Origin of the sequence: Aeribacillus sp. FSL W8-0870, assembly GCF_037963755.1 — a bacterium.
Classification (GTDB): Bacteria; Bacillota; Bacilli; order Bacillales; family Aeribacillaceae; genus Aeribacillus; species Aeribacillus composti.
Genome location: NZ_CP150165.1, coordinates 2,590,206 through 2,609,719 on the forward strand (window position 1 = coordinate 2,590,206; position 19,514 = coordinate 2,609,719).

Genomic DNA, 19,514 nt, shown 5'->3' on the forward strand with positions numbered 1-19,514 from the left:
ACTAGTAATAGTTATTCAAGAGTGGACAAGAGTAGACCATGTTTCTTACAATTCTTTCAATTCAAATTTGTATGTTTGATTTTTTATAACAAAAAAATAAGCGATCGCAATGGAAATAATACTCAGCCAAAACGTAAAGTAACCGATTAGCGCAGAATATTGATTTAAAACGCTATATTGAGGCATCATATCAAAAACGTAATCAATAATTTCATTGTGAAGCGTCCATATGGAGGCCAGCATCAAGTGCTTCATTTCAAACCGATAATACGGTGCATACAACAGCCCTTCTATTGCCATTCCTAAATGGGACAAAATGAGCATCATTCCGTAAATGGATAAAACACCCGTTTCCAAATATACAAACAGGTTCATGGCAACCGCCCAAATTCCATATTTAAATAGCGTAATCATCGCTAGTGCTTCAAACAATTTAAAATGCTTTCCAACAAGAAACCCAATCAAAACGAAAACAAAGAACAAACTAGCGGTTGGACTGTCAGGAACAAACGCAATAAACTGTGGAGGTGTTTCGGAAAGCTGCTGTTTATACCAAATATAACCATAAATTGTTCCTGCTGTATTGATTATAAGTATCAAATATAAAAATGATCGCTGCCTTAATAAAAAAAATAACCAACCCATCCAAGTTCACTCCTTGGTTTTATTGAATTCGGGGTCATGGATCATGAGACACCCTGTACTATGTATGCCAAGAAAACACTCTTTTTTCATTGCAGGAATGTTCCTTATATTTTAAAGAACTAAATGGTAGGAAGGCATTTTTAAAATAAGTTTATCGTCTTCCATAGCAACAATATTCATCCTGATTATCAAGAGTAACATTCTCTGTAAATAAGGAAAGCGCTCCTCATCTTTGGTAGAATTTTGTTTGATAAGAACATGACCTACCAAAAAAGGAGCACCTTTAAGGTGAAGTCTACCACACCTATCCACAAAATCAAGACCGAATGTACATCGCAAAATGCAACCAACTTCGGCAGATTCAAATATTACTGGAGCACCTCGAAAAATCAAGCCTGAGAAAGCGCTACAGGACTTGCCTGCATCAACGAAACGTCACGCTGCGGAAGATGCCGCCTGTCGTTACTGGAAATGGTACGTCGATGATGAAGAAGGCATGACGGTCACCTACCAAGCGATCTTCTGGAAGAACCCTCATCGTGTTGAGATCATAATGCCAAACACAGGTGGTGGATGACGGCCAGATGCTCTAAATCTAATCTTTGATACGGATTTCGATACAAACCAATCGCCACCAACCTCGAGTAGGAAGCGCTCAATTTGTGGCGTTTTTACAACAAACGATGTTCCATGGGAAATTACATCAAAGAAGCTAAGTGCATGTTTGCCATGGACTGGATTGCGACTTTCGATTTTGAAGCCAATGAACTTGACTTTCTCATCAAACTGTTTTCCAACAACCGCTATGAGCGGTTTAAACAAGATTACTGTGAACCCGTTCATCGAGCATACAGCACTGCTCGGTTTCACTTAGAATTCTTCCGTTGTACAGCAATGTACGGTACAGCTGTCGAGGAATTCTCAGGTTGATAAAAGATTTTGCTAATCAACAGACCTGGAGGAGAAGCGAAACAAAGATCGTCCGGCTAGAATGAGTTTACCACAATTTCGCATAGGAATACCGAAGCTCTTAACAGTCGGGAGGGAAGACTAAAGAGTCATGTGATATGATTCAGCGATGCTAACAAATGTACTGTTTGCATACTCTGATATTTCGTCATCTATCATTGTCTACGATGCTGAAAAACACTGAATGATTATTACTATCTAATCCCAATGTTATATTAAGATCATTTCCTTTGATAAACTGATCATAACACAAGTGAAAAGAAAGGGCGATTCATCACACAGCCTATAAAGGTGAGCGACTTCTCGCCAATTTACGTTAAAAAAGGGGCTTATTGTTGGTACGCAATCTTTAGGATCTTTCTTCATTTTCATGTTTATACCCGTCTGCCCAAAATTCGGCATTTTTTACACCCTGTTTTGTAGAATCATAAGTCGGATCAACACCTTGTTTTTTCTGATTTTCATAGTCTTTTAACGCCCTGATGGCCGGTTTATATAATAATACGAGACCGATTAAGTTCACCCATACCATCAATCCTAGTCCGACATCTCCCAAAGTCCATGCGATATCAGATGTCCGAACCGTTCCGTAAAAGACGGCAGCCAAAAAAATTAACTTTAAGACAAGAATCGGTATATTCTTACTTTTTTTCTTAAACAAATATATAATATTTACCTCGGCAATATAATAGTATGCCATTATTGTTGTAAATGCAAAGAAGAATAATGCCACTGCTACAAAGGGGGATCCAAATCCAGGTAGTTGGGAATCGACTGCAATTTGAGTATAAGCAGTACCCACTTCAACAGTTTCTCCAATATTGTTTACAAGCAATGATTTTTGATCAGGCTCATACACATTGTAGGAATTTGTAAACAAAATCATAAAAGCTGTTGCTGAACAGACAAGCAATGTATCAATGTAAATAGAAAATGACTGTACGAGCCCCTGTTTGGCCGGGTGGGAAACTTCGGCAGCACTAGCAGCATGCGGCCCCGTTCCTTGACCAGCTTCATTTGAATAAATCCCACGCTTTACACCCCAAGAAATCGCACTTCCTAAAATCCCTCCGAATAATTGATTAGCTCCAAACGCACTAGAGAAAATTAGTTTAAATACACCAGGAACTGCTTCAATATTCATGATAATAATGATAAGTGAAATAAGTATATATCCGATTGCCATAAAAGGCACTACTAATTGAGCGACGTTGGCGATTCTTTTTACTCCGCCAAGAATAATCACTCCCAATAGTACAACTAAGATGATTCCTGTTACGGTCGGATCAACGGAGAATGCTTTTTTAAATCCAGAAGAAATGGCATTTGATTGAACACCCGGCATTAAAACACTCATTGCTACAATCGCAGCCACAGCAAAAACCATTCCGGCCCAACGTCGATTTAACCCTTTTTCAATATAATAAGCCGGTCCTCCGCAGTATATCCCATCCACTTTTTCTTTATAAATTTGGCCAAGTGTCGATTCCACATATGCCGTAGCAGCACCAAAAAAAGCAATTAGCCACATCCAAAATACTGAACCGGGACCACCGTATGCGATCGCAGTAGCAACACCAGCAATATTCCCGGTTCCGACCCGTCCCGATAATGCGATCGACAATGCTTGAAAAGAAGAAATTCCTGACTTGGAACTTTTTCCTTTAAACATTTGCTGAACCATATCTTTGATCAATCGTATTTGAGCAAATTTTGTCATAAATGAAAAAAACACTCCGATTCCAATACAAAATACGATCATCGGCGTACTCCAAAGCCACCCACTCAATGTTTCAATAAAACCATCCAAAAAAAAATTCCCCCTTATTTTAATGTTATGAGTAATTATAGCTCAGCATTTATATTTATAATAGATTCTTCATTAATTTTTGTGAAATAACACAAAAAAGAAAATATTTTTGAATTATTTGAAATGAATGTTAGTGCTATGCAACCAATTATCAGGAGGTTGAACATATTTTCTGTGCGACTAGAATTTCCAGAATTTTAAGTCGTTACTTAACATATGTTTGAAACACATTATAATGTTTAAATAGAGAAAAGGTTTTAGCAAGAACACTGTCCTTTTACGGCTTTTTTCACCACAAATGTTCAGAACAGGTGGACGAGAAAAATCTGTGAATTACCCTTATGAAATAAACCGTTGTTTTGAATTGTTTATGTGAAACGATATCGTTGTGTCGATGATCGTGAAATATATAATTGGAGCAGCTCAAAATTCAATTATCAAATACCCCAATCATGGAATACTTTCAGACACTCCATACCTACACATGAGCAGAGGGCACAAATCATAAAATCAAAACAGTAAACGCCTTTGCATACTGGCTATAGAAACCGATGCCGATTTAGAACACGTGGCTTGTTTAGAGTGTACAGGAGAAACGTATAATAAGCAGGTGTCCTAGCCCTCCTTCTTTATCATTTTGTCAAAAAATAGTAAATGGATAGAAAGACGTCAACGAAGGCGATTGACCTCCTCTACTTTTCATTTACCAGTCTACAAAAGAAAAATACAATCGCATCAATCTTGCTGACTTAATTGTTAGAGTTGTTTCACAGTCAATGGAGATAAGACAATAAAAAAGCTTGTAGAGAAAAAATCTTCCTTTCTCTACAAGCTATACAGACAAACACGATGTCAGCTCTTTTTATTTCGATGTAACACTAGAAACAAACTCCGCTAATACTTTCAACTCTTCATCCGTACCTTTAAAGATTCCAGGAGGCATGCTTCCTACGCCTTCTTTAGCAATTTTCGCAACTTCTTCTGGAGACAATCCGTTATCAACTAAAGAAGGTCCAGCCGCTCCGCCTTGCAGGTTATCACCGTGGCAGGAGACGCAGCCTTGTTCCTGAAATATTTTGTATCCTTCCGAATTTGTATCAATTTTAGCTTCCGCTTTAATTTTCCCTTGTTCCTCTTTTAATTCCCAGTCCGTATGCTCAACCGACTCCCATGTTAAATAAACGATGGAAGCTACAGCTAGCAGCATCATTCCTACAGCAACCGGACGCTTATGCGGACGACGTTCTGGCCCGCGATCCAAAAATGGAGCAAGAAGTAGCGCAGAAAATGCCAGTCCTGGTATTACGATTGCACCGATAACGGTATAAGGACCTGATGCATAAGAATATTTTAAAAGCTGGTATAAAAATAAGAAGTACCAGTCAGGAAGCGGTATGTAACCAGTATCCGTAGGATCTGCAACCCGCTCAAGCGGTGACGGATGGGCAACGGTTAAACATAAAAAGCCAATTAAAAAGACCGCGCCAACTAACCATTCTTTTAAAAGAAAGTTGGGCCAAAAAGCTTCAGTTTTTCCTGGGTATTCGGAGTAGTCTTTCGGTATGTTCGGCTTTCTTTCAGCCGACACACGAGAGTCTCCAACGAACTTCATACCTTTTCCGCGATGCATTGTTTCCCCTCCTTTGTTAAGCGGTTCGCCACGAACAACTTACTAAAAAAGAATAAGCCGGATTTTATAGCGGACCTGAAATCCCTTGTTTGCGAATCATTAAGAAGTGCGCTGCCATTAATCCGAATAATGCAGCAGGCAAGAAAAATACATGAATCGCAAAGAAGCGAGTCAATGTTTGCGCACCGACAATTTCGGAATGCCCTGCAAGCAAAATTTTGACGTACTCTCCAATAAGCGGTGTCGATTCAGCAATCTGCAAGGTAACTTTTGTCGCAAACAACGCTTTCATGTCCCAAGGCAATAAATAGCCTGTCAAACCTAAACCTAGCATAACGAAGAAAATGAGTACACCGACAATCCAGTTAAGCTCGCGTGGCTTTTTGTATGCTCCTTGGAAAAATACACGTAAAGTATGTAAAAACATCATGACGATGACTAAGCTTGCTCCCCAATGGTGCATACCGCGAACAATTTGTCCGAACGCCACTTCATTTTGCAAATAATAGACAGACTCCCATGCATTTTTAATATCCGGCACGTAATACATCGTTAAAAACATGCCAGACAGCACTTGAATCACTGTAACAAAAAACGTCAAACCCCCAAAGCAGTATACAAATGCTGAGAAGTGATGGGCTGGGTTAACATGTTCGGGAACTTCATGGTCTGCGATATCGCGCCATAAAGGGGTGATATCTAACCGTTCATCAACCCAATCATACAATTTGTTGAGCACTTATTACGCCCCCCCTCTTGGTTTAGCTTTTCCTAAATATAAAAATCCATCTTGAATTTTGTACTCATATTCATCCAGCGGAGCAGAAGGCGGTGTTCCAGGGACATTGTCGCCGTTTTTCTCATACAATCCTCCGTGGCAAGGACAGAAGAACATGTTAGGGTTTGATTTATCCCCGTTCCAGTTTACTGTGCAGCCAAGGTGTTTACAAATTGGAGAAAGTGCAACAATTTCTCCTTTTTCATTTTTATAAACCCACGCGGATTTTGGCTCTTCAGCTTCATGCCACGCGTCCTTCTGTTTAATGGTAAAGTCAACGCGTGTCGGTTCTTCTTTAATGTCTGATTCCTTTACATTTGTATTAACAAATTCTCCAGCTGCTTTCGGCTGCAATACAGGATCTACAGCGAAACGAACCATCGGCATGAGCATGCCCGCAGCCATAAAGCCGCCTACACCCGTTAGCGTATAGTTTAAAAATTGACGTCTTGAAACACGGTGTTTATTCTCGCTCATCTTTTTCCCCCCTCTATCTCAAGCTAGTCCATAATGGACATATACAGAAACATATAAAACTAGGACATACTCATGATATATCAATCTTTGTAGAAGGTCAATATAATCATATCGTTAGAAACAAGGGATTGAAAGGGTTTTTAGGTTCGATTCCAATATTGTAATAAAATGTTCATAATTTGTTCGATTTGGTCCTGAACAACCTTTCGCTTTACATCCTGATCCATATGTTCTATTGGGATTGACGGAATCCATATAAATTCATCACCTTCTTTGCGCCATCTTTCTTCACATGTTAAAAAAATGACATGCTGAAAATGCTGTTTAATCGTATCTTTCCACTTTTTTAACAGTTTATCCAAATCAATGTCGTCATTTTTTAAAGAAACAAACGGAGGTAACAGCATGATCCGCCCCTTTAACTGCCGTTCAAGCTCCTGTGAAACAATCTTAATAAAATCTGCTTTTGACGCACTTCTTTTCAGTTCCTCATCAAAAGATACCGATAGGAGAGGAACAACTGCAGTATCAACGTACTCCCTTGATTGAAGAAAAGAATCGATATCAACCATTTGCCATTTCACTGATTTCAGCCCCTATTTTTTATTTTTCCTTACTCATTATAAAACTGATAAGCAAAATAAAAAAGCAATGCTGTGCACATTGCCTAACATCCTAAATTGTTCAATTGTTTTACAAGCTTTCGAAACGCCTCTTCATCGTGAGCATCCAACGCTTCATCAATTAAGCGGAGGAGTTTTTCTTTTTGAAATTTTTTAATTGACTCCTCCAAAATTTTTTCCGCAAGCAATCGGTCTTTCTCATTTCTTTGCATATCTTTAGGCAAATATGGATTTTCAACTAAAACGGCAGCATATTCCGGGGAACGGTATTGAGCGCGAAAGTTTAACTGGATATACAAGTCTTCATCTTTATTCAAGCGAATATCGTGAAAAGACTTTTCTGCATCTGTTGTCATCACATTTTCTTTATAAAATCTAAACGGAACATCATCCACACAGTGGGTGGACATGACCATTCCCCTCGGACAAAATTTGGCATGCTCTACAAAGTGGACGTTTTCCATTAATGAATCATGGCTCATTAAATAATTTAATATCCATACGCATTCCCGTCTTTTCAACTGATAATGATTTAAAAACCAGCGAATAAATTCTTTCTTCTCGTTAACAGAAACAGGGGCTTTCATCTTTAACCCTCCTCTGCTTTCCATCTAATTCAAAAATTCAACATAGTTGCGTTGAATTCCTTCCAATTCCGCCTAAAAATTGTCCTCCAATTCGAGCAGCATATTTTCATATTCAATGTTGCCTGGATCAAGCTCCAGCGCTTTTTCAAAAAGCTTCCTAGCCTTTGCCCGCTCCCCTTCTTCAAGCAGAAAATAAGCGTAATTCTCCAAAAATTCCGGGTCTGTTTTAAAATTATTATATGCACTTTCATAATGCTTTAATGCCTTTTCGTACTGTTCGGTGCGATGATAAGCGATCGCTAAATTGAAGTCAAAATGAGGATCATATTCTTCATGTCTTTCTACGATTTCCGTCAACATCTCGATCGTTTCCATATATTTGCCTTGGTTTAACAACACTCCTGAAAGTGTTATGATTGCTTCTATATAACCCGGATCAAGCTCCAGCGCTTTTTTTAACAATTTTACTGCATTGTCTACATCTTTGAGCTTTAAGGCAATTTTCCCGCCGAATAAATAAAGCTCTTTATTAAATGGATCCTCCTGCAAACCTTCTTGAACAATTTGAAAACTTTTTTCCACCATCCCTTCCTGTTCATAGCTTTTGGCCAAATATAAATATAGTGAGTGGTAGGTAGGGTCCAATTCCTTTATTCGTTCAAATTGTGCAATCGCTGTTTTTGTCTGGCCTGCATTTAAAGCTGTCATCCCATAAGCGAAATATGTGTCCAAATCCTCTTCTTCCACCGCTTTCTCAAAATAAGCAAGGGCTTCTTCAAAATCACCGCAAGCAGATAAAGACTCGCCTATTCGTTTATGAATATTTACATTCATTATATTTTCAAATTCCTCTAGGACTACTCTATAAAAGTCGATTGCTTGACGATATTTTCCGAGATGAAAATAATGCTCGGCTAATGCGAAATCAATTACTTTCTCTTCAGGCAATCTTCTCTTGGCTTCCTTCAACTTTTGTTCACTGACTTCATATAAGCCTTGCAATTGATACAAATCAGCCATAAGAAGAAGGGCTTGCGGATATGATTCATCTTCTTGATCAATTTCATTCAGCAGATCAATCGCTTTTTCTTCATCGTCAAGCTCAATGTATATTTCCGCCAAAAAAAGAGTGATAGCAGATTCATCAGGGTATAGCTGCGACAGCTCCTCAGCTATTTTTAACGCTTCATCTGTCCTGCCCCATTGAAAATATTTTTCCGCAAGCTCAAACTTTTCTTCATCATTTAACTCTTTTTCAATGGATGAAAGTTTTTTCAATCCTTTTTCCACTTGGCCGCTTTCAACTAATTGAACGGCTTCGCTCATTTTTTTATTCAACCTAAAACTCCCCTTCTAAATTCAGTACTTGTTTATTGGCTGCGAATAAATATTGAAGCGTCCTGGTGCATTCAGCTGCACTTCTTTTCCGAACCCTGGTTTATAAAATATTTGTTCTCCTGCTTTCAAAACGCTTCCGTTGTGAACGATCACTTCTGGGTTATGATTATAATAATCTAGATAATTATTTTCTTCAACTAAATCGATCATCCGAAATAAATTATAATCAACATTGCTTCCGCTTAAAATTTCGCCGCGAATCGGATAAAGACCGATTTTCATTAATGCTTCTTTCGTAAGTGGGACACCGTTTTCAGGACATTCTTCCAATGATGGCAATTTATATTTTTTTACAATTTGCCGCCATTTGCTTTTCAACTGATGGAAGATGGATTGATCTTCTGAAGAAAAATGGGGAAAAATTGGAGTTTGCTTTGGAAATAAAGTCTCACGAATCCATTCCCATGGAACATCATCAAGCTCAGCAATCTGTTTAATTTCCACGATAATCACAGTAATTTTTTCTCTTTTTAGCATTCTGATGATTGAAGGAGTCAGCCGGTCGATTGGGATTTTTGCAGCGATCGCATAATCGATCGGCGAATTCATCATCACTTTGCGAATATGTTTTTTCTTTTCATCCCATTGTCTTTCAAACGGCAAATCAACAGCAGCTATTAAAAAGGTGCAGCCTTTTTGGATCAAATTTTTCACATATAATTTGAACGAATGGCTTTGTTCTAAATGCTGAATGTTTTGGTCAAGCATGACAAAGCCAGGTGTCATGAAATAGGGCGATCCGTCCATTTTCATAAATCGAAACTGATCTAATTGCTTTTCTTTAAAACGAAACTGATTTCCGTCAACGAGTATTGAGCGCGTCACAATTTGATTGTTTTCCATTAAACGAATTTGATCAATAATATATGCCATTTTCCCACCTCAATAGCTTTTTTAGACAAGCTATGAAAAGGTTGATAAAAATATGACAAAAACCATCTGACAAACTCAGATGGTTTTGGAAAGCAAATTCAAATGGTCAAAAAAAGCAGGATAGGATACACTGACTGCCTCGTGCTGCATTAATTCCACAGGTTCTTCACAAATAGTGCTGGCAATCGCGAGCATCATGCCGATGCGGTGATCTCCATGGCTGGAAACATTCGTTCCTCCTTTCAGCTTTGTTTTTCCGCGAATGATCATTCCATCGTTTGTAGCTTCAATATCCGCTCCAAGCTTTTTCAGCTCGCCGACAACTGTATCAATTCTATTTGTTTCTTTTACCTTTAATTCTTCGGCGTCTTTAATAACTGTCGTTCCTTCAGCCTGTGTCGCAAGAAGGGCAATGATCGGAATTTCATCAATCAGTCTCGGAATCAGCTCTCCTGAAATTTCGGTTCCTTTTAACTCAGATGTCCTGATCGATATATCAGCCATCGGTTCGGCAGAATCTAATGTAGGTATAATCTCGATCTCTGCACCCATATTTTCTAAAACATCTAAAATCCCTGTTCTTGTTGGGTTAATGCCGACATTTTTCAGCTTGATTGAACTGTCCGGAACAATGGCTCCCGCAACAAGGAAAAAAGCAGCGGAAGAAATGTCACCAGGCACATAAATATTGGCGCCTTTTAATGTTTGTCCTCCCTCTACCGAAACGGTCAAATTTTGTTTTTTCACATGGACGCCAAAGGCTGACAAAAGACGTTCCGTATGATCTCTTGATTGATACGGCTCCTCAACTGTTGTGGTTCCATCTGCTTGAAGACCTGCAAGCAAAATCGATGACTTCACTTGAGCACTCGCTACTGGGGATTTGTAATAAATGCTTTTTAAATTCCCGCCGCGCAAAGACAGCGGGGTAAAAGATCCGTTATTCCGTCCATCAATATGAGCTCCCATTTGTCTTAAAGGAGCTGTTACACGATCCATCGGTCTTTTCGCAATTGACTCATCCCCAATAATGCATGCATGAAAAGGACGTCCCGCTAAAATGCCCAGCATTAATCTTGTCGTGGTGCCTGAGTTCCCAACATTTAAAATGTTGACAGGTTCTTTCAGTCCGGAAAATCCTTTCCCTTCAATTGTTACATTCGTTCCTTCCTGTTTGATCGAAACCCCCATCTCTTTAAAGCATGAAATGGTGCTTAAACAATCCTCTCCAGTTAAAAAGTTTTGAATAGTTGTTTTTCCTTCCGCAATTGCCCCAAACATAACCGCCCTATGGGAGATCGATTTGTCGCCGGGAACTTCAATAGTTCCATTCAGCGAATGTTTTTTTGTCAAAACAAGCCCTTGATTCATATCTGTATCACCCCAACTACAGTATATATGTTTCATAATTCGTGTAGCGATCAATGCATTGTTTCGCCTTCATCCGGTCTTCATCCGACTGAAAGCTGATGCGCAAAACACCAAAAATTTCTTCACGCGTTTCTAAAATTCGAATATTTGTTATGCTAATTTCCTCTTTTGCTAAATAACCGGTAATTTCAGAAATAACCCCCGGATAATCCGGAACATCGACATAAAGGTCATAAAAGGACGGAATAGCTCCTTTTTGCCTTTCAGGCAATCCGTCTCGATATGTCTTCGCTTTTTCAAAATATGTATAAAGCTGTTCTTTATCGAGCTTCTCAATGAATTGTTTAATTTGCTTCATTTCTTGAATCCATTCATCAAACAACTCGATTAATACATCATGGTTGTGAACAATAATATCGCGCCACATAACCGGGTTGCTTGACGCAATTCGGGTAATGTCGCGAAATCCTCCGGCCGCAAGCCGTTTAATAATTGGAAACATTTCTTCTTTCTTTTCTGCCTGATGGACGAGGCTTGCCGCGATTAAATGCGGAAAATGGCTAATGACCCCGGTAATGGAATCGTGTTCTTCAGGTGTCATGACAATAAATTGCGCTTTTGTTCCCTTTAAAAGCTTTTTTAATTGTTCTATTTTTTCCGGACGTTCGTTGCTGCCAGGCGTTAAAATATAAAACGCATTTTCAAATAAATGAGTTTTCGCTGCCGCAACGCCTGATTTATGTGAGCCCGCCATTGGGTGACCGCCAATAAATGTTACTGTTTTCGGCAAAGAAAAGCTCGCATGATCGACAATTTTTTTCTTTGTGCTGCCGACATCAGTGATAATGACTCCTTCTTTCAAGCTTAGCTCTCCCAAAAACGTTAAAACGTTCAATGTTTGTTCAACGGGAGTTGAAATAATAATAACGTCCGCTGATTCAGCGCCTTCCTTAATAGATTCTGCTGATTGATCAATGATTCCCAATTTTTTTGCCATTTGCACTTGATCATTTTTTATATCATATCCGACCAATTGAACCGATGGATGTTCTTTCTTAATTGCACGTGAAATCGATCCGCCGATTAAGCCAAGACCAATGATAAAAACTTTTTCCACAAAAAACCACCTGTTTCTGCTTTTTGGTAAAAAAAGAGGTGAGCGTTCACCTCTTTTAGGAAAGTAGTTCCTTTAAAGTTTGAATCAGTGCTTCATTTTCCTCTTCTGTTCCGACAGTAATTCTCAGCGATGTCGGAAATCCGAGAGCTTTTCCTGACCGGACGATGAATCCTTTTTCAAGCAGCTGTTGAAAAAGCTCATCCGCATCCCTTTGAAAATCTATTAAAATAAAGTTCGTTTGCGAAGGGAAGTACTCAAGACCAAATTGTTCACAAAAATCATAGTATTGTTTGAGCCCTTCCCGGTTCAATTTTTTGCAGGTTTCGATAAAAGTTTGATCGTTTAGCGCTGCAATAGCAGCCTTTTGTCCAAGACGATTTGTATTAAAAGGTTCCCTTGCAGGCTCAATTAAGCGGATGAGTTCTTCATTTCCAATTCCATATCCTACTCGGAGTGCAGCTAGACCGTATGCTTTTGAGAACGTCCGTAAAATTAATAGATTTGGAAATTGATCCAATAAGGCGACTGAATTCGGATAATCTTCCGCCGTCACATATTCGTAATACGCTTCATCAGATACGACAAGGACATCCTTCGGCACTTTGTTTAAAAAATTAATAAGCTCTTCTTCACTTATGTAAACTCCTGTAGGGTTATTCGGATTGCATAACCATACAATTTTTGTTTTGGAATCAATAGAGTCTGCCATTTTATCCAAATTGTGCCGCCCATCTACAAGTTCAATTTCGCGAATTTCGGCATTTTCGATCACCGCATTATGCCGGTATTGGGAAAATGACGGTGACGCCATTACGGTATTGAAGCCTTCGCTCAAAAGTGAACGTGACAGAATTTGTATAATATTATCTGATCCGTTTCCGAAAATGAGCTGATTTTCTTTTACGCCTACATGCTTTGCCACCTGTTTTCGCAGCTCTGCACTATAGCCGTCAGGATAGATCGCAAGAGATTCAAGCTCTTCTTGTATCGCTTGTTTCACTTTATCAGAACAACCGTACGGGTTTTCGTTTGATGCAAGCTTGATCACCTTTGTTAGACCAAACTGTTCTTTTACTTGTTCAATTGGTTTTCCAGGTTCGTATGGTTTCAGCGACTTTAACTGTTCTTTTACCTCCAACCTTAACACCTCTTTCATCCCCTAATGGAGCAAACCGTTAATAAACCTTTCAAATTCCTGTAACCCGCTCTGTTTTGTATTCGCATTTGTGAGAAGCGGAATAAGCTTTTCAATTTGTTTAACAATCGCACTGCCCACAACGACGCCGTCACTTATTTTGAAAAATTTTTTTACATGCTCATTCGACGAAATGCCGAACCCGACAGCCACCGGAACTTCCGCATACTTCTTTACATGAGAGATAAAATCAGAAACGCGCTCATCAAATGATTGGCGCTCACCCGTCACCCCGAGAGATGAAACACAATATAAAAATCCTGCGGCGTTCTCAGCAATTTTTTTTATTCGATTGTAGGAAGTGGGAGCAACCATAGAGATAAAATAAATCCCATGCTCGTCACATTTTTTTCGCATCCATCCGCTTTCTTCGAACGGGAGATCAGGAATGAGAAGTCCTTCTAATCGATTTTTCTCCATTAAAGTAAAAAAGTATTTTTCTCCTAATTGTAGCACAGGATTGAAATAAGTAAAGAGAATGATCGGAATTTTTAAACCTCTTTCTTTCATTTTATATGCTAATTCCATCGCCTTTTCAATATTCATTCCATTTCTTCTTGCCCGGATGGATGCCTGTTGAATAACGGGGCCGTCAGCAAGCGGGTCCGAATAGGGAACGCCAAGCTCAATGGCTGACGCCCCGCATTTTTCTAAAATAAGGGCGAGATCAATGGTCAACTCTTCATTCGGATCTCCAGCTGTAATAAAAGGAATAAAAAGCTTGTCAAACTGTTGAAACATGCTTTTGTTAGAAACCATTTTCAACTCCCCCTTTCGTTTTCATCAAAGTGTGAACATCTTTATCGCCCCGTCCGGACAAACAAATTAAAATTGACTGTTCATTTGATAAAGTTTTTGCTATTTCAATTCCTTTTGCAACGGCATGAGCAGATTCAATTGCGGCTAATATTCCTTCTGTTTTCGCCAATGTTTCGAGTGCTAGAATCGCCTCTTCATCTGTAACAGATTCATAAACGACACGCCCTATTTTTGCTAAATAAGCATGCTCCGGACCGACACCCGGATAATCGAGGCCGGCAGAAATCGAATAAGGCTCAATAATTTCACCGTATTGATTTTGCAATAAGTACGTCATCGAACCGTGAATAACGCCTTTCGTCCCCTTTGTAATTGTTGCCGCATGTTCACCCGTTTCCACTCCTTTTCCTCCTGCTTCCACTCCAATAAGCTTTACATCTTCTTCTAAAAACGGTGTAAACATCCCGATCGCATTGCTTCCTCCGCCCACACAAGCTATGACAACATCCGGCAGTTTGCCAAACTCGTTGAAAAACTGCTCTTTCGCTTCATCTCCAATGATCCGCTGGAATTCTCTTACCATCATCGGATATGGATGCGGACCGACAGCTGAGCCCATTAAATAAAAATGGTCTTCACAATGCTGAACCCAATATCGGATCGCCTCATTCACAGCGTCTTTTAATGTTTTATTTCCGCTTGTAACAGGCACTACTTCAGCACCTAGCAGCTGCATCCGAAAAACGTTGAGGCGCTGTCTATCGATGTCTTCTTCTCCCATAAATACTTTGCAGTCCATGCCAAATTTCGCAGCGACAGTTGCTGATGCCACACCGTGCTGTCCGGCACCTGTTTCAGCAATAAGCTTCTTTTTTCCCATTCTTTTCGAAAGAAGCGCTTGACCAATGGCATTATTGATCTTATGGGCACCAGTATGGTTGAGATCCTCCCGTTTTAAAAAAATGTTTGCTCCCCCGACATGTTTTGTTAATTGGTCTGCAAATGTTAAAGCGGTCGGTCTGCCGGAATATTTTTGCAGCATTTGATGATATTGCTGTTGAAAAGAAGAATCACTTAATGCATCCTTTAATGCTTCTTCTAATTCATACAACGGCTTCATTAACGTTTCTGGTACATATTTTCCTCCAAATTCTCCAAACCTGCCATATTCATCAGGGTATTTCATCAGCCTTTCACCTTCTCTATTAATTTTGCTATTTTTTCGACATCTTTTTTTTCATTTGTTTCAACACCGCTTGCAACATCAATGTTTTCAGCGCCTTTTTCAAGCAGCTCTGTTATGTTTTCAGGTGTAATGCCGCCCGCAATAAAACAAAGCTTCCGGTGATTTTTCGCCCATATTGTATAATCAGACACATTTGACCAGTCAAATGCAACGCCTGTTCCGCCCCACATTCCTTTCACACGGCTGTCAATCACATATCCATCCACCCAACGCGAAAATTTTTCCATTTCCTCTATCACATGTTCATGATGAGGAAGAGCTTTCCAAACAGAAAGACCGAACTTTTCCTTTACCTGTTTTACAAATTCTTCATCTTCATCGCCATGCAGCTGTATGCAGTCTAATTCGACCGCTGCTAGCACATCCTCTAAAAATTGAATCGTCGGATGAACAAATACGCCTACTAGTTTTGGACGCATTTCTTTTGGAAAAGCTTCCATCCACCTGCCGACATCATTTGCCTTCACCTGCCGCCTGCTTTCAGAGGAAAAGATAAAGCCGATATAATCGGCTCCTTGATTGATGGAAACAGCTGTATCTTCAAATGTGCGGTTGCCGCAAATTTTGACGAGTCTCACTTTACACTCTCCTTAAACAGCTCATAAATTCCTTGTTCCGGATCTTTTTTCCGCATGAGCGACTCCCCGACAAGCACGCCTTTTGCTCCATATTCATACACCGTTTGCAAATCTTCCATCGTGCTTATGCCGCTTTCACTGATCAATAAAATATCTTTCGGCACATATTTTTGAATCGTTTCCAGATGATGAATATCCGTATGAAAAGTTGTTAAATCCCTGTTGTTCACCCCCAGTATATTCGGCACAAATATATCTAGTATTCTTTCAAGAGTCTCGACAGAATGGACCTCCACCAGCACATCCAGCTCTAAGCTGACCGCTTCATCCCAAAGCTCCTTTAATTTTTTTGGCGGAAGAGCCTCCCCGATTAACAAAATGGCATCCGCTCCGATCCATTTCGATTCATACACTTGCTTTTTATCGATAATAAAATCTTTGCGCAAAACAGGAAGTTTCACCTTTTCTTTAATTTCAGACAAAAATGCGGTTGACCCTTGAAAAAACTTTTGATCGGTTAAAACGGATAAGCAGTCGGCCTTCCCTCTCTCATATTTTTTTGCAATATCGACAGGATCGAAATCTTCACGAATGACACCTTTGGACGGCGATGCCTTCTTCACTTCCGCAATGAGCCCAAGAAAACGGTTCGGGTTTTGAAGAGCATCGAAAAATGATCTTTTTTCGAATGTTTTTTTGTCTAATTGCGTCAAATCAAGTTCTTTCACTTCTTGTTCTTTAACTCTTATGATCGTATCAAGCATAGCTCTCTTCCTTTCGGATGGCCAATCTCTTTAATTGCTGATAGGCGGTCCCGTCTTTTATGGCTGTTAAAGCCATCTGTACCCCATCAGAAATGTTTTTTGCTTTTCCTGCTACGTAAAGAGCTGCAGCCGAATTTAATGCTACAATGTTCTTCACGCTTTCATTTCCTTTATTTTTCAGTACTTCCTCTATCATTTTAGCACTTTCTTTCGCATCTGAGACTTGTATTTCTTCAAGCTTCCCTCGATTCATTCCAAATTGTTCCGGAGAAATCGTATATTTTGTTATGTTCCCATCTTTTAGTTCTACGACATCCGTTTCATCACTGATCGAAATTTCATCCAATCCGTCCCTTCCTGATACTAACAGCACATGCTCTGAACGGAAATGTTTTAATGTTTCAGCCATTTTCTCCGCATGCTCCAATGATGAAACGCCAAGCACTTGTCGTTTTGTATTGGCCGGATTAGCCAGCGGCCCGAGCAAATTAAAAATCGTTCGGAATCCCACTTCTTTTCTTGCTTTGGCAACATGCTTCATCGATGAATGATAGAGAGGAGCAAACAAGAAGCTCATATTCGTTTCTTCCAGGCTTCTTCTAGCTTCTTCAGGCGTTGTTTGGATTGGGATGTTTAAACATTCGAGCACATCAGCGCTGCCGCTTCTTGAAGAAACAGCGCGGTTTCCGTGTTTTGCGACTTTCACTCCCAACGATGAAGCAACAATGGCAGATGCGGTTGAAATGTTAAATGTTGATGCTCCATCTCCGCCCGTTCCGCAAGTATCAACTGCATTTTCAAATCCTTCAAGCTGAGTCATATTTTCCTTCATCGCTTTCACAAATCCCGTCATCTCTTCGACCGTTTCGCCGCGAAATCGTAAAATAGTGATGAGACTGGCAATTTGACTGTCCGGAACCTTTCCTTCCATGATTTTTTTCATAATATCTTCTGCTTCAGATGCTGAAAGAGTCTCACCATTAATGCACTTCTCCAATATATTCTTCATGCCCTCTTCCTCCCTTTTTCTAAAAACAATTGTTCTGCTAATTCGATCGTTTGAATGAGCGCACTCGCTTTGTTTCTTGTTTCTTCCCATTCTTTTTCAGGAACAGAATCGGCAACGATCCCAGCCCCCGCCTGGACATATGCCTTCTGATTGCTCAGCGTGATCGTCCGAATTGTGATGCATGAATCAATGCTTCCATCGAAGCTGATGTATGCAACAGTCCCCGCATAGCTCCCCCTGGCAGTCGGCTCCAGCTCATGAATAATTTCCATCGCGCGTATTTTTGGGGCGCCTGAAACGGTTCCGGCTGGAAAAGCCGAAATTAATGCATCAATCGGATGAATGCTTTTTCTCAATTTTCCTCTCACTTTTGAAATGAGATGGATAACATGTGAAAAATAAGCTGCATCCAGAAGTACAGGTGTTTTGACCGTCCCGTATTCAGCAACTCGGCCGATATCATTTCTTGCTAAATCAACAAGCATATAATGCTCCGCTAGTTCTTTTTCATCCTGCAGCAATTGACGAACGAGTTTTCTATCTTCTTCCTTTGTTTTGCCTCGCTTTCTCGTGCCGGCAATAGGATGAATTTCAACATAATCGTCGCGAACATGAATCAATCTTTCCGGTGAACTGCCGATAAGCTCTTGGTTTGATAGTTTTATATAAAATAAATAAGGGGAAGGATTGATAATTCTTAAAATTCGATATAATTGCAGACCGGTTACCGATACTTGTTTTTCAAAGCGCTGCGAAAGAACTCCTTGAAATATATCGCCAGAACGAATATATTCCTTCATTTTTTCAACATGATGCAAAAATTGTTCTTTTGTATAATTCGATTCAAATCCGGCGAAAGAAACCGGTTCTTTGTTTGACGGGATGAAAATATTTCCTTCCGGCTTGACGTTTTTTAATTCATTGCGATATTGAAAAATGCGTTCCTTTCCCGCCTCAAATATTTGCTTCAGCTCTTGTTCGCTTTCGTTTCCTTCTAGCTCTCTGTAATGAATAAATGTCAGCAGTTTTTCCTTGTGGCTATATGCAATGACCGTTTGGCAAATGACCAGTTCACATACAGAATGGGTTCTGTCAGCATGACGATGAGCTGGAATTTTTTCAAATAGGCTGACCGCATCATAATCGATTTTTCCGACAGCTCCGCCTGAAAACGGCACATCGATCGCCACTTTTTTTACATTGAAGCTTACCGTCATTCTATGAAACAATGCTGATAACGAAACATCTTTGTCCATGACCATCTGTTTTCGATTTTGCAGCTGGAACGTTCCATTTTCTTCCTTGATAAAATACATCGGCTCAAGACCGATAAACGAGTAGTTGGACCAGTTCGACTCGCTGTCATTGCTTTCTAAAATATAACAAGCATCGGTTTGCAGCGTTTGAAATATTTGGATAGGTGTCAGCATATCGACATGATATTGCTCGATAATGGGAACCGTCTTATATTTGCGGCAATCCTGCAAAAAATCTTGAAAGGTTGTTGCCATTGAAGTACTCACTCCTCCAAAGTATTTGGAGAATGAGTCATAGAGGATCGTTTTTGAGGGATGAAATTGATAATAAAAATGCCCAAAAACATTACGTTTTTGGGCAGTCGATCAATCTATCTTCCTAAACCACTCATCTATTACTTCCTCGACTCATTCTCAACTACCCTTAAC

General features: G+C 39.7%; 19 protein-coding genes and 1 pseudogene. 1 reads left to right on the plus strand and 19 read right to left on the minus strand.

The annotated features are described in order from the left end of the window. Positions 1-45 precede the first annotated feature (45 nt). Complete coding sequence (locus tag NSU02_RS12540; protein WP_339192992.1) at positions 46-645, minus strand: DUF1405 domain-containing protein; 600 nt, start codon at positions 643-645, stop codon at positions 46-48. 660 nt (positions 646-1,305) lie between these two features. Between NSU02_RS12540 and NSU02_RS12545 the strand changes: the two genes are divergently transcribed. Next, positions 1,306-1,575: a hypothetical protein gene (locus NSU02_RS12545; RefSeq protein WP_339192993.1), complete on the plus strand. Its 270-nt coding sequence runs from the start codon at positions 1,306-1,308 to the stop codon at positions 1,573-1,575. Between the two features lie 123 nt (positions 1,576-1,698). Here the strand turns inward: NSU02_RS12545 and NSU02_RS12550 are convergent. The 18 genes and pseudogenes from NSU02_RS12550 to trpE form a co-directional block, all read right to left on the minus strand. After that, positions 1,699-1,822, minus strand: a pseudogene (locus NSU02_RS12550) (IS200/IS605 family transposase); the annotation flags it as partial. Positions 1,823-1,963: 141 nt separating this feature from the next. Then, positions 1,964-3,424: an alanine/glycine:cation symporter family protein gene (locus tag NSU02_RS12555; protein WP_063388566.1), complete on the minus strand. Its 1,461-nt coding sequence runs from the start codon at positions 3,422-3,424 to the stop codon at positions 1,964-1,966. Between the two features lie 862 nt (positions 3,425-4,286). After that, on the minus strand, positions 4,287-5,054 hold the full coding sequence (locus tag NSU02_RS12560; RefSeq protein WP_063388567.1) for a menaquinol-cytochrome c reductase cytochrome b/c subunit: 768 nt from the start codon (positions 5,052-5,054) through the stop codon (positions 4,287-4,289). 64 nt (positions 5,055-5,118) lie between these two features. Beyond that, a complete protein-coding gene (locus tag NSU02_RS12565) occupies positions 5,119-5,793 on the minus strand; it encodes a cytochrome b6 (RefSeq protein ID WP_063388568.1) in 675 nt (224 codons plus the stop codon). A 3-nt stretch (positions 5,794-5,796) separates the two neighbouring features. Further along, positions 5,797-6,309 carry a ubiquinol-cytochrome c reductase iron-sulfur subunit gene (locus NSU02_RS12570; protein ID WP_063388569.1) on the minus strand — a complete coding sequence of 171 codons (513 nt, stop codon included), beginning with the start codon at positions 6,307-6,309 and terminating at the stop codon, positions 5,797-5,799. A 140-nt stretch (positions 6,310-6,449) separates the two neighbouring features. Further along, on the minus strand, positions 6,450-6,893 hold the full coding sequence (locus tag NSU02_RS12575; RefSeq protein WP_339192994.1) for a YpiF family protein: 444 nt from the start codon (positions 6,891-6,893) through the stop codon (positions 6,450-6,452). 83 nt (positions 6,894-6,976) lie between these two features. Next, positions 6,977-7,519, minus strand: coding sequence for a ReoY family proteolytic degradation factor (locus tag NSU02_RS12580; protein WP_066251907.1), 543 nt, complete (start codon positions 7,517-7,519; stop codon positions 6,977-6,979). 72 nt (positions 7,520-7,591) lie between these two features. Next, a complete protein-coding gene (locus NSU02_RS12585) occupies positions 7,592-8,857 on the minus strand; it encodes a tetratricopeptide repeat protein (RefSeq protein ID WP_144598143.1) in 1,266 nt (421 codons plus the stop codon). A gap of 21 nt (positions 8,858-8,878) precedes the next feature. After that, entirely contained in the window at positions 8,879-9,790 is a 912-nt protein-coding gene (locus tag NSU02_RS12590) for a hypothetical protein (protein WP_339192995.1), read from the minus strand. Between the two features lie 75 nt (positions 9,791-9,865). Continuing rightward, entirely contained in the window at positions 9,866-11,161 is a 1,296-nt protein-coding gene (gene aroA, locus NSU02_RS12595; RefSeq protein ID WP_144598141.1) for a 3-phosphoshikimate 1-carboxyvinyltransferase, read from the minus strand. A 16-nt stretch (positions 11,162-11,177) separates the two neighbouring features. After that, on the minus strand, positions 11,178-12,278 hold the full coding sequence (locus tag NSU02_RS12600) for a prephenate dehydrogenase (protein WP_339192996.1): 1,101 nt from the start codon (positions 12,276-12,278) through the stop codon (positions 11,178-11,180). A gap of 55 nt (positions 12,279-12,333) precedes the next feature. After that, positions 12,334-13,416, minus strand: a complete 1,083-nt coding sequence (gene hisC, locus NSU02_RS12605) for a histidinol-phosphate transaminase (RefSeq protein ID WP_066251925.1) — start codon at positions 13,414-13,416, stop codon at positions 12,334-12,336. 21 nt (positions 13,417-13,437) lie between these two features. Next, entirely contained in the window at positions 13,438-14,214 is a 777-nt protein-coding gene (gene trpA / locus NSU02_RS12610; RefSeq protein WP_339195792.1) for a tryptophan synthase subunit alpha, read from the minus strand. 7 nt (positions 14,215-14,221) lie between these two features. After that, a complete protein-coding gene (trpB, locus tag NSU02_RS12615; RefSeq protein ID WP_133309193.1) occupies positions 14,222-15,421 on the minus strand; it encodes a tryptophan synthase subunit beta in 1,200 nt (399 codons plus the stop codon). Further along, positions 15,418-16,056 carry a phosphoribosylanthranilate isomerase gene (locus NSU02_RS12620; RefSeq protein ID WP_066251930.1) on the minus strand — a complete coding sequence of 213 codons (639 nt, stop codon included), beginning with the start codon at positions 16,054-16,056 and terminating at the stop codon, positions 15,418-15,420. The genes trpB and NSU02_RS12620 overlap by 4 nt, the downstream gene beginning before the upstream one ends. Next, complete coding sequence (gene trpC, locus NSU02_RS12625) at positions 16,053-16,820, minus strand: indole-3-glycerol phosphate synthase TrpC (RefSeq protein WP_339192997.1); 768 nt, start codon at positions 16,818-16,820, stop codon at positions 16,053-16,055. The genes NSU02_RS12620 and trpC overlap by 4 nt, the downstream gene beginning before the upstream one ends. Beyond that, a complete protein-coding gene (gene trpD, locus NSU02_RS12630) occupies positions 16,813-17,829 on the minus strand; it encodes an anthranilate phosphoribosyltransferase (RefSeq protein WP_339192998.1) in 1,017 nt (338 codons plus the stop codon). The genes trpC and trpD overlap by 8 nt, the downstream gene beginning before the upstream one ends. After that, entirely contained in the window at positions 17,826-19,340 is a 1,515-nt protein-coding gene (trpE, locus tag NSU02_RS12635; RefSeq protein ID WP_339192999.1) for an anthranilate synthase component I, read from the minus strand. Before trpE ends, trpD begins: the two co-directional genes overlap by 4 nt. Positions 19,341-19,514: the final 174 nt, after the last annotated feature.